General features: G+C 59.7%; 13 protein-coding genes and 1 tRNA gene. 8 read left to right on the top strand and 6 right to left on the bottom strand.

Annotated elements, in window-relative coordinates; all coding sequences use genetic code 11:
* Positions 1-111 precede the first annotated feature (111 nt).
* On the top strand, positions 112-1,287 hold the full coding sequence (locus tag FPZ52_RS06075; protein ID WP_146364623.1) for a hypothetical protein: 1,176 nt from the start codon (positions 112-114) through the stop codon (positions 1,285-1,287).
* 1 nt (position 1,288) lies between these two features.
* Here FPZ52_RS06075 and trpE read toward each other — a convergent pair whose 3' ends face one another.
* The 6 genes from trpE to fabI all read right to left on the bottom strand — a co-directional run bounded on the left by trpE (position 1,289) and on the right by fabI (position 7,858).
* On the bottom strand, positions 1,289-2,794 hold the full coding sequence (gene trpE, locus FPZ52_RS06070; RefSeq protein ID WP_146364622.1) for an anthranilate synthase component I: 1,506 nt from the start codon (positions 2,792-2,794) through the stop codon (positions 1,289-1,291).
* A gap of 2 nt (positions 2,795-2,796) precedes the next feature.
* The gene (locus FPZ52_RS06065) at positions 2,797-4,650 is read right to left on the bottom strand and encodes a peptidylprolyl isomerase (RefSeq protein WP_146364621.1); all 1,854 of its coding nucleotides are present in this window, start codon (positions 4,648-4,650) and stop codon (positions 2,797-2,799) included.
* An 82-nt stretch (positions 4,651-4,732) separates the two neighbouring features.
* Positions 4,733-5,920 carry an aminotransferase gene (locus FPZ52_RS06060; protein ID WP_146364620.1) on the bottom strand — a complete coding sequence of 396 codons (1,188 nt, stop codon included), beginning with the start codon at positions 5,918-5,920 and terminating at the stop codon, positions 4,733-4,735.
* Positions 5,917-6,423, bottom strand: coding sequence for a xanthine phosphoribosyltransferase (gpt, locus tag FPZ52_RS06055; protein ID WP_146364619.1), 507 nt, complete (start codon positions 6,421-6,423; stop codon positions 5,917-5,919). The genes FPZ52_RS06060 and gpt overlap by 4 nt, the downstream gene beginning before the upstream one ends.
* Before the next feature lie 9 nt (positions 6,424-6,432).
* A complete protein-coding gene (locus FPZ52_RS06050; RefSeq protein ID WP_146364618.1) occupies positions 6,433-7,047 on the bottom strand; it encodes a LysE family translocator in 615 nt (204 codons plus the stop codon).
* 4 nt (positions 7,048-7,051) lie between these two features.
* Positions 7,052-7,858, bottom strand: coding sequence for an enoyl-ACP reductase FabI (gene fabI / locus FPZ52_RS06045; RefSeq protein ID WP_146364617.1), 807 nt, complete (start codon positions 7,856-7,858; stop codon positions 7,052-7,054).
* 151 nt (positions 7,859-8,009) lie between these two features.
* Between fabI and pdxH the strand changes: the two genes are divergently transcribed.
* The 7 genes from pdxH (at position 8,010) to FPZ52_RS06010 (ending at position 13,160) form a co-directional block, all read left to right on the top strand.
* Positions 8,010-8,615 (top strand): pyridoxamine 5'-phosphate oxidase, encoded by a 606-nt coding sequence (gene pdxH, locus FPZ52_RS06040; protein WP_146364616.1) that lies wholly within the window; start codon positions 8,010-8,012, stop codon positions 8,613-8,615.
* 156 nt (positions 8,616-8,771) lie between these two features.
* Positions 8,772-9,338: a cold-shock protein gene (locus FPZ52_RS06035; RefSeq protein WP_240804292.1), complete on the top strand. Its 567-nt coding sequence runs from the start codon at positions 8,772-8,774 to the stop codon at positions 9,336-9,338.
* The gene (locus tag FPZ52_RS06030) at positions 9,335-9,805 is read left to right on the top strand and encodes a DUF192 domain-containing protein (RefSeq protein WP_146364615.1); all 471 of its coding nucleotides are present in this window, start codon (positions 9,335-9,337) and stop codon (positions 9,803-9,805) included. Before FPZ52_RS06035 ends, FPZ52_RS06030 begins: the two co-directional genes overlap by 4 nt.
* Positions 9,806-9,850: 45 nt before the next feature.
* A tRNA-Pro gene (locus FPZ52_RS06025) sits at positions 9,851-9,927 on the top strand.
* 114 nt (positions 9,928-10,041) lie between these two features.
* Positions 10,042-11,004: an acetyl-CoA carboxylase carboxyltransferase subunit alpha gene (locus tag FPZ52_RS06020; protein ID WP_146364614.1), complete on the top strand. Its 963-nt coding sequence runs from the start codon at positions 10,042-10,044 to the stop codon at positions 11,002-11,004.
* A 29-nt stretch (positions 11,005-11,033) separates the two neighbouring features.
* Positions 11,034-12,068 carry a M42 family metallopeptidase gene (locus FPZ52_RS06015; protein WP_146365676.1) on the top strand — a complete coding sequence of 345 codons (1,035 nt, stop codon included), beginning with the start codon at positions 11,034-11,036 and terminating at the stop codon, positions 12,066-12,068.
* 117 nt (positions 12,069-12,185) lie between these two features.
* Entirely contained in the window at positions 12,186-13,160 is a 975-nt protein-coding gene (locus tag FPZ52_RS06010; RefSeq protein ID WP_146364613.1) for a pirin family protein, read from the top strand.
* Positions 13,161-13,176 lie beyond the last annotated feature (16 nt).

The raw sequence follows: 13,176 nt of genomic DNA, 5'->3' as shown, positions 1-13,176 counted from the left end.
GCAGACACTTGTTCAGTTCGGCAATGGGTGGTCAAGGGGCGTCGAAGCCGTTACGACCGACTGTGGCGGCAGCGATAACAAGATAACCGCGCCGAAGCAAAGGGCAGTGGCATGACGAAAGGGCTGGTTGCAGGGCTATTCTGGGGCGTCGTCGTGGGTGGTGCGCTGCTGGTGGTTGCTGCCCTGCAACTGGACGTGCCCGAGATGGAAGTTGCGTCTGACGAAATCGGCGTCGAGGCTGACACGCCGCCCCCGGCCGACCCGCCAGCGCAGACAGCACCTGCGCCTTTACCAACCGCCCCGCGCCAGATGGCAGCCCCTTTCGGAGGGCGCACGCCGCTGATTCCGACGGTCCATCAAAATGAGATTCGGCTAGGTGGGCCGCGCCCGGGCATCGATGTGCAGCTGCCTTTTCCGTTGAACGCTGCGTCTGTTCCCACGGCCGACGTACCCTTGGCCCAGGCAGTTCCCGACGCGCCAGCCTGGAAAATGGCCAATGATGATCTTACGCATATTGATGGGATGCCCCTTGGCCCAAGGGGAATGGTGCCTGTCGCCGGGCTGCGCGCGGAAGATCCAGTCGGATCTGCGCCGGCATTGCTGCGGTTGGAAGCGACGGGGACGTACGACCTGCCAGTATTCGATCCGGAGTTGCCGGCTTCGCTGATCCCAGCACCGGAAGTCGCAAAGTTGTCTGAAGTGGAGCAAGCTCCGGCAATGCAGATGTCCGGGTTGGAAGTTGTCTCAGCCACGACGGACAGTGTTGTCGAGATGGCAGACCTCGCGCAACTCCATGATGTCGCATCACGACCGTTGCCGGATGTGCCGCATGGAGACTTGCCGGATATCGGCGCGGCTGACGGCCCGAGACTGATCTTCGTGCTCCTTCAGCCATTGGCCGGTCGAGACACGCCCGGCTGGGCCACGGCCATCGTCGAAGACAGCCTTGTTCTCGATCCGCGCAGTTCCGAGCAGCTTGCTGAGTTTCTGCCAAACCCCGGTTTTTCGGAACCCGATGCTCGGCGGGTGATGCTGGCGTCTCCGTCCGCCGGGGTCGAACGTGTCATGCTGGAGCGGCAGGGGATCGAGGTATTTCTGCCTTACCGCGTAATCGAGACTGCGCAGGGTATCGCGAACACCCTGTCCAGCGCGGTTGCCCGCGCCGAACGGGACGGGCAGGCGATTGTTCTTGTCCGCGACAGCATGCTTGTGCGGGCTGAGATCAGCGACTGGCTGGCCCGCACCGACGGCGTGGAGATTGCCCAGCTGGTTGCGGCGCGGGAATAGCCTAGCTGTTCCCGCCGTTGAAACGCCCCGCTTCTTCCGCTGCGCGTCGTATCGCTTTGGATTTGTTGACTGTTTCTTGAAACTCGGCTTCGGGATCGCTGTCATAGACGACGCCGCCACCGGCCTGAATGTAAAGCTTTTCATCTTTCAGAACGGCGGTGCGCAACGCGATACACATATCCATATCGCCATTGGCTGCAAAATAGCCCACACCACCTGCATAGACGCCGCGCTTTTCCGGCTCCAACTCGTCGATGATTTCCATCGCACGCACCTTGGGCGCACCTGACACGGTACCCGCGGGCATGCCTGCAAGCAGGGCCGACAGCGCGTCGTGATCGTCGGACAGCTCACCCACGACATTGGAGACCATATGCATCACATGGCTGTAACGCTCGACGATGAATTCCTCTGTCGGGCGCACGGAGCCGATCTTTGACACGCGCCCGGCATCGTTGCGACCCAGATCGAGAAGCATCAGGTGTTCGGCCAACTCTTTCTTGTCGGCCAGCAGATCAGCCTCCAACGCGCGGTCTTCTTCAGGGGTTTCGCCGCGCGGACGGGTGCCGGCGATCGGGCGAACGGTAACCTGCTTGCCAAAGACCCGCACGAGAATTTCCGGGCTGGCGCCGATGACCTGAAAGCCGCCGAAATTGAAGTAGAACATGAAGGGCGATGGGTTGGTGCGCCTGAGCGATCGATACAGCGAGAAGGGCGGGAGCTTGAAGTCCTGCGTCCAGCGCTGCGCTGGCACGACCTGGAAGATGTCTCCCGCGCGGATGTATTCCTTCGCCTTTTCTACAGCGTCCAGATAGCCCTGCTTCGTGAAGTTGGAGACGGGCTCGGACGCGTCTTGCACCTCTTGCCCAAGAGAGCGGCTTTCGCCCGCGGCCTGACGTTCCAGATCGCGGATCGCGTCCATGACCCGTTCTGCGGCTTGCGCATAGGCGGCTTTGGCCGACTGTCCGCTTTCGACCCATGCGGGCGCGACGACCGTTACTTCACCCTTCACCCCGTCCAGCACGGCGACGACCGACGGGCGGATCAACACAGCGTCAGGCAGGCCCAGAGCGTCTGGATTGACGTTTGGCAGATGCTCGACCAGCCGGATCATGTCATAGCCGAGATAGCCGAAAAGCCCTGCCGACATCGCGGGCAGGTCCTCGGGCATGTCGATGCGACTCTCGGCAATCAATGCCCGGAGGCTGTCGAGCGGGGGTTTGTCTTCGACCTGAAAACTGTCGGGGTCGAATCGTGCCATGCGATTCAGCTCGGCCGTCGTGCCGCGACACCGCCAGATCAGATCAGGCTTCATGCCGATAATGGAATACCGTCCGCGCACCTCGCCGCCCGTCACCGATTCCAGCATGAAGCTGTCGGGGCGGGCATCGGCCAGTTTCAACATAAGCGAAACGGGTGTGTCCAGATCGGCGGCCAGGCGGGCATAGACCAGTTGGTTCTTTCCCGCCTCGTATCCTTGGGCGAACTCGGAAAAGTCAGGCGTCATGATTACTGCATTTGCGCGTGAACGGCGTTAAGCGCGTTCTGGTTGACGGTGATGCCTTCGCTTTGCTGGATCGCGCGCGAGAATTGGACCAGAATGTCCTGGGCGACGGCCTGAGCGACTTGCCCCTGGAGTTGCTGGTTCATCATCTCCCGACCGGGATCGTTGGCGGCCGGGGTGCGGACACTGTCCAGACGGGCGACGAACACCGAGTCTTCGCCCGAGACAGTCACCAGATCGCCGGCGTCGATTTCGAAAAGCCGGGACAGAAGTTCTTCGGGCACTTCTTCAATGAAGCCGCGACGGGTCAGATCGACCTTTGCAACCGGATCAAAGCCAAGCTCCTCGAAGGTCTGCCCCTCCCCGAGCTGCGCGGTCACTTCGTCGGCTTTCGCCGTCAGCGCATCAATTAGTTTCTGCTGCGTAGCCGCATCGCGGGCATCGGCCTCGACAGCTTCAAAAGATTGAAGCGTCGGGGGAACGATCTCGTCCAGGCGCACGGCATAGATACCGCCATCTTCAAGCTGCCGGATCTCCGGGAAATCATCCTGCGTAAGCGTGTCAGCGATCGCCGCGAATTCGGGATAGGCGGCCAGTCCTTCATGTTCATTGCCGGTCCATTCGACCGTGCCAAGAACCATGTCGGTTTCCTTGGCCAGATCTTCCAGCGTCGCTCCGCCTGCGAGCATGTCGTCGGTGGTTTCGACGTCCGCTTCGATGATCCGGCGCGCGCGCTGCATCGCCAATTCGTCGCGGAGCTCAGGGAGGGCGTCTTCGAACTCGGTTGTTTGCGCGGCCAGAACGGCATTCACGCGGAATATCGCGGGGCCAAGGTCGGTCGGGGTGGGGCCCACAATGCCGGGCTCACCCAGTGCAAAAACAGCATCGGCGGCTTCGGTGTTCAGATCATCGCGTGTGATTTCGTCCAGATCGACATCGGTCAGTGTCAGCCCGCGGTCTTCAACCAGCGCATCGAACGTCGTTTCTCCTGCGTCAAGCTGCGCCTTGGCTGCTGCTGCCGCTTCGTCATCTGCGAACACCAGGCGTTCAGCGATGACCGTTTCGGGGCGTTGGAATTCGTCGATACGAGAATCGTAGAGTTCACGCAGGGCGGTTTCGTCCAATTCCACCTCGTCGATGAGCATGTCAGGTGTCAGCCACGCATAGGTCAGCTTGCGGCGCTCGGGCAAGGTGAACTGCTCGGCATTCGCGTCGTAAAAGGCGCGGACTTCGTCGGCCGTCGGTTGAGTTGGAGCCTCATCCAAATCGGCGCGGTCGATTTCGGCATAGGTAAAGTCGCGCTGCTCAGCAATGAAATCGAAGATCGTGTTGGCATAGACCGGGGATGGCAGTGCCCCGGAAACAAGCGCGCTTTGCAAAAGACCACGGGTCAGATCGGCGCGGATCGTGTCTTCGAAATCCCCCGCTGACATGCCGTTGCGTTGCAGCGCGAAGTTGTAGGCTTCGCGGTCGAAACTTCCGTCCACACCCTGAAAGGACGAGATCTGCTGGATCTGTTCGGCGACGTTGTCGTCACCAACAGACAGACCGGCCTTGCGTGCGGCTTCATCCAAAGCGGCACTGTTGAGAAGCCCGGTCAGCACGGCGCCGTCGATACCCATCTGCTGCGCCTCGGCAAGGGTCAGGGACTGGCCTGTCTGGGTTTGCAGCGTCTGGAGACGTTGTTGCAGCGCTCGGCTATAGGTGGTGACTTCAACCTCGGTGTCGCCCACGGATGCGGCTGTACGAACCGTGCCACCGAAATTACCTGCGCCGAAGCCCATGAGGCCCACGATCAGCAGCGCCAGAATGATCCATACGATGATATTGGAGGCTTTTTTCTTGCCCTGACTTGCCATACTTCCGCGTTCCTCTTCGCAAACTCCCGCAGGTGTAGTCACTTTGCGGGAAGGCGGCAACCTTGGTTGGGATTAGCTGCGTTCAGCGCCAGCGATAGTCCAGTGCAGACAGGCGGTCAAACAGTCTGTCGATACCGCCTGCGTCGACATTCGCGAAGGCGATCCGTAGCTGTTTGTTCGCGTCCGCGTGGCTGTCCGGCATGAACATCGTGCCGGGTAGCAGCAGAATGCCCGCGTCACTCACAAGGCGGCGCGCCAACTCGGGCGACGGCATGTCGAAAGGATGCCGGACATAGGCGAAATAGGCGCCGCAGCCGTGCAGGTGCCAGCCGTTCAGCCCGGTCATCCGGTCGAGAATGCGTTGGCGGCGTGACAGGATTTCTTGTCGCTCGCCCGCCAGCCAGTCATCAAGTGCCCTGAGCCCGTAAAGCGCACCGATCTGGCCGGTCTGCGGCGGGCTGATCGTGACCGTGTCGAGGAACTTCTCGACCTCGGCCAGCCGTTCTTGTGAGGCGACAATGGCGCCGACGCGGTGGCCGGTCAGGCGGTAAGCCTTGGAAAAGGAATAAAGCTGGATCAGCGTATCGTGCCAATCGGGGTCGGTGAACAGATCATGCGGTGCGCCATCGACGCTGTGAAAATCGCGGTAAGTCTCGTCAATCAGCAAGGCCAGCCCATGCGCACGCGCCAGGTCCAGGAAGTCGCGCAGGAGGGCTGCCGGGTATTCTGCGCCGCCGGGATTGTTGGGGGTGACCAGCACGATCGCACGGGTCTTTGGGCCGATCAACGCCGTCGCGTGTCTGGGGTCGGGTAGCAGCGTGTCGTCCGTAGCGAGCGGGCGCGCGGTGATCCCTTGCATGTCCAGCCACATCTTGTGGTTGAAATACCAAGGGCAGGGCAGGATGATCTCGTCACCCGCCTGAGCGATGCTCGAAATCGTGGCTGCGAAGGCCTCGTTACAACCTGCGGTGATCGCGATCTGCTCCGTCCGGATATCACCGCCATAAACCGTGCTGTTCTTGGCTGCCAATGCTTCGCGTAAGTCGAGATTGCCGAGAACGGGACCGTAAAGATGTGCCTGGGGGTGTTCCAGAATTGCCTGCGACATCGCCTGCCGCAGTGGTTCCGGCGGTGGATCAACCGGAGCAGCTTGCGAGACGTTGAGAAGCGGCTTGTCTTCGGGCAGCGTGGCTTGTGCCAGCCAGCGCCGTGCTTCCATCACAGGCGGCGCAAAGGTGTTCCTGATCGTCGCGGAATAGGGGGCGGTCATTCCGTCCCTCGATAGGGGCGGACATATTGCAGTGCCATGTCCCACGGGAAGAAGATCCAGGTGTCCTGACTGACCTCGGTAATGTAGGTCTGGACCTGCTCGCGCCCTTGGGGTTTGGCGTATACCGTCGCCAGATGCGCCTTGGGGAACATCTTTCGCACCAAGGCCAGTGTCTTGCCGGTATCCACAAGGTCATCGACGATCAGGATGCCTTCGCCGTCGCCCATCAGTTCCTTGTCCGGTGATTTCAGCACGACCGCTTCGGACTGATCCTGATGGTCATAGGACTTCACGGAAATCGTATCGACGGTACGAATGTCCAACTCGCGGCTGACGATCATCGCAGGCGCCATGCCGCCGCGCGTGATGGCGACGACGGCCTTCCAGCTTCCGTCCTCGGCAGGCCCATGCCCGTCCAGACGCCACGCAAGCGCGCGGCTGTCGCGATGGATCTGGTCCCAACTGATGTGGAAGCCTTTTTCGTGGGGAAGACGGTCGGTCATGGCGTGTCCCTAGCTAGCTGCGATCTTGATGCCGAGCAGGGCAAGCATGCCGCCGAAGCACCGGTCGATCAATGTTTTGAGGCTGACATAGCCGCGCCGCGTGCGTTCCAGTGAGAACAGGCGGGCGACGAAGGTGTTCCATCCGAATTCGTTCAGGAAAACGACGGCCAGAAGCGCGGCGAAGACGGGCCAAGGTGTGCCCGGATCAACCGCCCCGATGAAAATCGCGCTGAACATCACGGCTGGCTTGGGGTTGGCAAGCTGCGTGAACAGACCCAGCCGAAAGGCGGATGCCGCGCTGCGCGGCGGGCGTATATCCGTGTCCATGAGCATTGGTTCAGACGCGTGGCGCCACATGCCGTATGCCATCCACATCAGATAGCCCGCGCCAAGGATTTTCAGGGCCGTAAGCAGGGCAGGCGCGACCTCGAACACCATGGCCAGTCCGAACAGCGCGGCCATAGCCCAGATCACGGCACCGGTGCCAATGCCGCAAGCGAGGCTAGCCCCCGTCCGGAAACCTTCGGTCAAGCCAGTTTTGGCGGACATCAGCACGGCCGGGCCAGGGCTGATCGCGGCCATCAGGCTCAGTAACGCGACCGAGAAGAATTCGAATAGCGGCATTCGATCAGCCCTTTGAAATATCGGGGGCGTCAACGGCTTTCATGCCAACGACGTGATATCCCGAATCGACATGCAGGATCTCGCCCGTGACGGCTGAGCTAAGGTCAGACAGAAGATACAGCGCGGATTTGCCTACCTCGTCCTGCGTGACGGTCCGGCGCAAGGGGGCGTTGTATTCGTTCCATTTCATGATGTAGCGGAAATCGCCGATACCGGAGGCCGCAAGCGTCTTGATAGTGCCGGCAGAAATCGCGTTCACGCGGATACCATCTTTGCCAAGATCTTCGGCCAGATAGCGCACGGAGGCTTCGAGTGCAGCCTTTGCTACCCCCATGACATTGTAGTGCGGCATCACCTTTTCTGCGCCGTAGTAGGTCAGTGTCAGGCAGGAGCCGCCTTCATTCATCATCTTCTCGGCGCGCTGGACCACGGCGGTAAACGAGTAGACCGAGATATCCATAGACATCTGGAAATTCGCGCGACTGGTGTCCACATAGCGCCCGCGCAACTCGCTCTTGTCGGAAAAACCAATGGCGTGGACCACGAAATCCAACTTGCCCCAGATCTTTTCCAGATACGCGAACAGCGCGTCGATAGACTCTTCGCTGGAAACATCACATTCGATCAACTCGTTTGATCCGAGTTGTTCGGCCAATGGGCCAACCCGCTTCTTCAACGCATCGCCCTGATAGGAGAATGCCAGCTCCGCCCCTTGTTCGGCGCAGGCTTTCGCAATGCCCCAGGCGATGGATTTATCGTTGGCGAGCCCCATGATAAGCCCGCGTTTGCCCTGCATCAGCTTGGTCGACATGCTCTTCTCCTGCCACCTATCGAATGGAAATCGTTTAGGCGATCCGGAGGCGCTCATCAAGATTGTGGGGTGGGATAACGGCGACTTGCACTAGACGTTGGGCTTCGGCAACACTTTGCAAGCACCATTCAGACCGATTCCGGAGACAGACGTGACAGACCGTTCAGGCATTTTCGAAGGCACCGACCCGTGCGAAATACTGTCACGCTGGCTGGGAGAGGCGAGCGCGACAGAGCCATCTGATCCCAACGCGATGACGCTGGCCACGGTGGATAAGGACGGGCTTCCGGACGCTCGAATCGTTTTGCTGAAGGATATCGAGGGCGAGGATCTGGTATTCTTCACCAACTACGATAGCGCCAAGGGTCAGGAACTGGCCGCGAATCCTCGCGCGGCGTTGCTGTTTCACTGGAAATCGCTGGGACGTCAAATCCGTGTGCGCGGGGCGGTGGAAAAGGTCTCCGCCGCAGCGTCGGACCGCTACTACCATTCCCGGCCGCTGGGCAGCCGCTTGGGCGCCTGGGCTTCGCGGCAGTCTGAACCCCTGCCTGATCGCAAAACCTTGGAAGACCGGCTGGGCCGGATCGAGGCGGAAAAGGGGGATCATCCCGACCGTCCCGCGCATTGGGGCGGTTACCGCCTTAGGCCCATCCAGTTCGAATTTTGGAGTAACGGCGATTTTCGGTTGCACGATCGCTTCCGCTGGAGTCGCTCGACGGTTTCAGCTGCATGGACGATCGACCGGCTCAACCCTTAAGATTTCGTTTACATTGAAATCAATTTTCGTTGATGGCCAAAGCGGCGGATTTTTGCCGCTATTTTCTTAACCTTGCTTGCTAATCTGGAGGCGGCAAGCGTAAAGTTAAGTAACAATAATATAAGGCGTCGGTTTGGGCAGACGGACGCCCCTCAAATGCGTGTGGACGAGATGAGTACGGAAGACGAGGCAACGGTCGTAGAAGGTGTCGTAAAGTGGTTTGACCCCTCGAAAGGGTTCGGGTTCGTGGTTGCTGATAGTGGTGGACCTGATATCCTTTTGCACGCCAACGTCTTGCGGAATTTCGGTCAAAGCTCTGTCGCTGACGGTGCACGTATCACGATTCTGATGCAGGCCACGCCGCGTGGGCGGCAGGCCGTGGAAGTGCACGATATCGAGCCGCCTTTATCCGATCTTGATAGCCCCCTGTCTGGATTTGCGGAAGAATCCGTGGATATGTCGCAGGCGGGTCCTTTGGAACCGGCGCGGGTGAAATGGTTCGACAAAGCCAAAGGCTTTGGTTTTGCTAATATATTTGGCAAGCCGGAGGATGTGTTCATCCATATCGAAATACTCCGCCGCTCTGGCCTTGCCGATCTGCAGCCGGGTGAGGCAATTGGCCTTCGCGTGATTGAAGGCAGCCGCGGTTACATGGCCGCTGTCGTCATGTCTTGGGAATCGGCATTGGAAGGGGCACACGAACAGGAATTTGTCCGCGCATGAAATGGCTGATCTCGCTAACTGCGCTTGCCTGCGTATCGGTTTCGGGAATAGCCAATGCTCAGTGTCGTCCTGAACGCATAGATTTGCGTGGCCCTTGGGGGCAAGCGAGTTTTACGGTGGAACTTGCCGATACCGCTCAGGAGCGGGCAAGAGGACTGATGCACCGCGAATCACTTGGCGCGCGCTCTGGGATGGTTTTTGTTTATGATGAACCGCAGCCGGTGTCTTTCTGGATGCGAAACACGCTTATCCCGCTGGATATGATATTCATCGGCCCCGACGGTATTGTGCGCTCGGTTCACGAAAATGCCATCCCTCATGACGAAAGCCCTATCTCAGCCGGTCCTGACATTCTGGCCGTTCTGGAAGTCAATGGGGGCACGGCGGGACGCTATGGAATCGGGGAAGGGACGGAAATCCGCCACCCCGCATTTGACGACACGTCCGTAGTTTGGCCCTGCGAGTAATTTCCGCTTTTCATTTCCGGCCATGCCGATTAGAGAAGCCTCCGTCGGGGCGTAGCGCAGTCTGGTAGCGCACCTGTTTTGGGTACAGGGGGTCGCAAGTTCGAATCTTGCCGTCCCGACCACTTTCTTCCCTGTATCGATCCCATCGCATTGAATTCGCTCGCAGCGGCCCGAGGATTGTTGCATCCGGTCCTTATGAAGGCCATATAGCTGCGGACCACGGTTTCGGAGGTGTCATGCACAGCTATCTCGATTTTGAAAAACCTCTTGCTGAGATTGAAGGCAAGGCAGAGGAATTACGCGCGCTCGCGCGCTCCAATAACGAGATGGATGTCGAAAAGGAAGCCGTCGCACTCGATCAGAAGGCGGTGACGCTTCTAGACAGTCTCTACAAGGGGCTGACGCCCTGGCGTAAATGTCAGGTGGCACGCCATCCTGACCGTCCGCATTGCAAGGATTACATCCAGGCACTTTTCACCGAATACACGCCATTGGCGGGTGACCGGAATTTCGCGGATGATCATGCAGTGATGGGGGGGCTTGCGCGTTTCGACGATCAACCTGTCGTCGTGATCGGCCATGAAAAAGGTGCCGATACGCAATCGCGCCTGCGCCACAATTTCGGAATGGCGCGGCCAGAAGGCTATCGCAAGGCGATCCGGCTGATGGATATGGCGGATCGTTTCGGCCTGCCGGTCATCACGCTGGTTGACACTCCCGGTGCCTATCCGGGCAAAGGGGCGGAAGAACGCGGCCAGTCAGAGGCTATCGCGCGATCTACCGAGAAATGCCTGACCATCAATGTTCCGCTGATCAGTGTCATCATCGGTGAGGGCGGCTCCGGCGGAGCTGTAGCTTTCGCGACGGCTGACCGTTTGGCGATGCTGGAACATTCCGTCTATTCCGTGATTTCGCCTGAAGGCTGCGCGTCCATCCTTTGGAAAAGCGCCGACAAGATGCGTGAAGCCGCCGAGGCGCTTCGCCTGACGGCGCAGGACCTTCACAAGCTGGGCGTTGCAGACGTGGTTATTCCCGAACCGAAGGGCGGAGCACAGCGGGCGCCGAAAGACGCCATTGATCGCGTCGGCAAATCCATTGCGGACATGCTCAAGGATCTTTCTGGCAAGGATGCGGCGAAGCTTACAGCCGCGCGGCGCAAAAAGTATCTGGATATGGGATCGAAAGGTCTCGACGCCTGAGTCACCAAAATCGGTTCAAGGAGCAGATGATGAATCTCGACCTGTTGAAGGCCCTGTGTGAAACGCCAGGCGTGCCTGGCAATGAAGAACGCGTCCGCGATCTGGTCAAGAAAGAGATCAAGGGTCTCTTCGATGATGTCGAGGTGGACGCGATGGGGTCTCTCCTGTGTCGCCGCAAGTCGCGCAAGGGCAAGAACCCCAAGAGGATCATGCTGCTGTGCCATATGGACGAGATCGGATTTCTGGTCAGCCATGTCTCCGACAAGGGCTTTCTGTATCTGCAACCGGTGGGCGGGTTTGATCCACGAAACCTGTTTTCGCGCCGTGTGCTCGTGTGCACTGACAATGGCGATTACAAGGGGGTGATGAACCCCGGTGGCCGACCGGTGCATATCGCGACCCCCGAAGTCCGCAAGAAGATCCCTGAACCTGCCGAGTTCTTCGTCGATATCGGTATGGGCGAGAAGGCAAAGGACGTCGTGCAGGTCGGCGATTACGTCGTGATGGATGAACCATTCATCGAAATCGGTGACAAGGTCGTGTCCAAGGCGCTCGATAACCGTGTAGCTGTCTGGCTGGGCATCGAAGCGATCCGGGGGCTGGGTGACGCTAAGAACGAAGCAGATATCCACGTGGCCTTCACATCGCAGGAAGAGGTCGGTCTGCGCGGCGCGCGCACGGCGGCCTATGCGGTGAAGCCCGATATCGGCATAGGTATTGACACGACGCTGGCTTGCGACACTCCCGGCGTTCCCGAACAGGATCGCACGACGCAGCAAGGCGAAGGCTTTGGTCTGCATGTCCGTGACGGGTCGTTTATCGCGGACAAGGGGCTTGTACGCGACTTCGCGGCACTGGCCGAGAAGAAGAAGATTCCGTATCAGCGCACCATGCTGCGCTCGGGTGGCCAAGACGGTGCGGCTGCGCAGCAGGCCGCCGCAGGCGCGCGTGCGGTCGGCATCGTGGTCGGCACGCGCTACATTCACACGGTTACGGAGATGGTTCACAAGACCGATCTTGAAGCCGCACGCGATATCCTGGTGGCCTACCTGAAGGCCAACTGATCAAGCGTAGGGCTGTGCATTGGCGCAGCCCTTTCCGCGCAATCCAGGCGATAGTTCGTGATTGTCGAAACTGCACGCTGTCGCATAGGCTTCCGTTAGGAAAACGGAGGATGCGCGATGAGTTGGAACCCCGCCCTGGAACCCGGCTGCCCCGATCTGGTGGGTAATGATGCCATCGAAACGCTGATCATCCCGCGATCACGTGACATTGGCGGTTTCGAGGTCCGTCGCGCCTTGCCGGCACCCAAGCGCCAGATGGTCGGCCCCTTTATCTTTTTCGATGAAATGGGTCCTGCCGAATTCCTGACCGGGCAGGGTATCGACGTGCGCCCGCACCCCCATATAGGGCTGGGAACGGTCACATACCTGTTTCAGGGCGATTTTCATCACCGGGACAGCATCGGAACGGATCAGGTCATCACGCCCGGTGCGGTGAACTGGATGGTGGCGGGCAAGGGCGTCAGCCATTCCGAGCGCACCAGCGCACAATCGCGCAGCGGTCCCAGCAGCCTGTTCGGCATCCAGACATGGGTGGCACTGCCTGAACGCGATGAGGATCGCACGCCGACCTTCGAACATCACGGTAAGGAGACATTGCCTGTGATCTCGGGTGACGGGATCGACATGCGGCTGATCATGGGGCGCGCCTATGGAGAAGCTGCGCCGGTATCAACATTCACGGATATGTTTTACGGCGATGTGACTCTTGCGCCCAATGCACGTATGCCTTTGCCGGACGATCATGAAGATCGCGGGATCTACGTCATCGACGGCGCGGTCACGGTCGCGGGCGATGTGTTCGATAAGGGCCGCATGATGATCTTTCGACCGGGTGACAAGATCACGATCGGCGCGGGCGCGCAGGGTGCGCGGCTGGTCATGCTTGGCGGAGAAACCTTAGGGGGGCCGCGCTACATCTGGTGGAATTTCGTGGCCTCGTCGCGGGACAAGATCGAAGCTGCGAAAGAAGAATGGCAAGCGGCGCGCTGGGGCGAGGGGCTGTTTGACTTGCCCATCAACGACAAGGATGAATTTATCCCGCTACCGGAAAAGCTGCGGCTGAAACCAGAGGTCCGTCGCAAGGAGGACTGACGCCCTTTCGGGCGCC

Source organism: Qingshengfaniella alkalisoli (assembly GCF_007855645.1).
In the GTDB taxonomy this organism is placed as follows: domain Bacteria; phylum Pseudomonadota; class Alphaproteobacteria; order Rhodobacterales; family Rhodobacteraceae; genus Qingshengfaniella; species Qingshengfaniella alkalisoli.
The sequence above is the reverse complement of the archived record's forward strand: the minus strand, read 5'-3'. Positions and strand labels throughout refer to the sequence as shown.

Excerpts from the sequence above, each read along its gene's own strand:
- FPZ52_RS06075 (WP_146364623.1), top strand. The coding sequence starts at position 112 with ATGACGAAAGGGCTGGTTGCAGGGCTATTCTGGGGCGTCGTCGTGGGT.
- trpE (WP_146364622.1), bottom strand. The coding sequence starts at position 2,794 with ATGACGCCTGACTTTTCCGAGTTCGCCCAAGGATACGAGGCGGGAAAG.
- FPZ52_RS06065 (WP_146364621.1), bottom strand. The coding sequence starts at position 4,650 with ATGGCAAGTCAGGGCAAGAAAAAAGCCTCCAATATCATCGTATGGATC.
- FPZ52_RS06060 (WP_146364620.1), bottom strand. The coding sequence starts at position 5,920 with ATGACCGCCCCCTATTCCGCGACGATCAGGAACACCTTTGCGCCGCCT.
- gpt (WP_146364619.1), bottom strand. The coding sequence starts at position 6,423 with ATGACCGACCGTCTTCCCCACGAAAAAGGCTTCCACATCAGTTGGGAC.
- FPZ52_RS06050 (WP_146364618.1), bottom strand. The coding sequence starts at position 7,047 with ATGCCGCTATTCGAATTCTTCTCGGTCGCGTTACTGAGCCTGATGGCC.
- fabI (WP_146364617.1), bottom strand. The coding sequence starts at position 7,858 with ATGTCGACCAAGCTGATGCAGGGCAAACGCGGGCTTATCATGGGGCTC.
- FPZ52_RS06035 (WP_240804292.1), top strand. The coding sequence starts at position 8,772 with ATGCGTGTGGACGAGATGAGTACGGAAGACGAGGCAACGGTCGTAGAA.
- FPZ52_RS06030 (WP_146364615.1), top strand. The coding sequence starts at position 9,335 with ATGAAATGGCTGATCTCGCTAACTGCGCTTGCCTGCGTATCGGTTTCG.
- FPZ52_RS06020 (WP_146364614.1), top strand. The coding sequence starts at position 10,042 with ATGCACAGCTATCTCGATTTTGAAAAACCTCTTGCTGAGATTGAAGGC.
- FPZ52_RS06015 (WP_146365676.1), top strand. The coding sequence starts at position 11,034 with ATGAATCTCGACCTGTTGAAGGCCCTGTGTGAAACGCCAGGCGTGCCT.
- FPZ52_RS06010 (WP_146364613.1), top strand. The coding sequence starts at position 12,186 with ATGAGTTGGAACCCCGCCCTGGAACCCGGCTGCCCCGATCTGGTGGGT.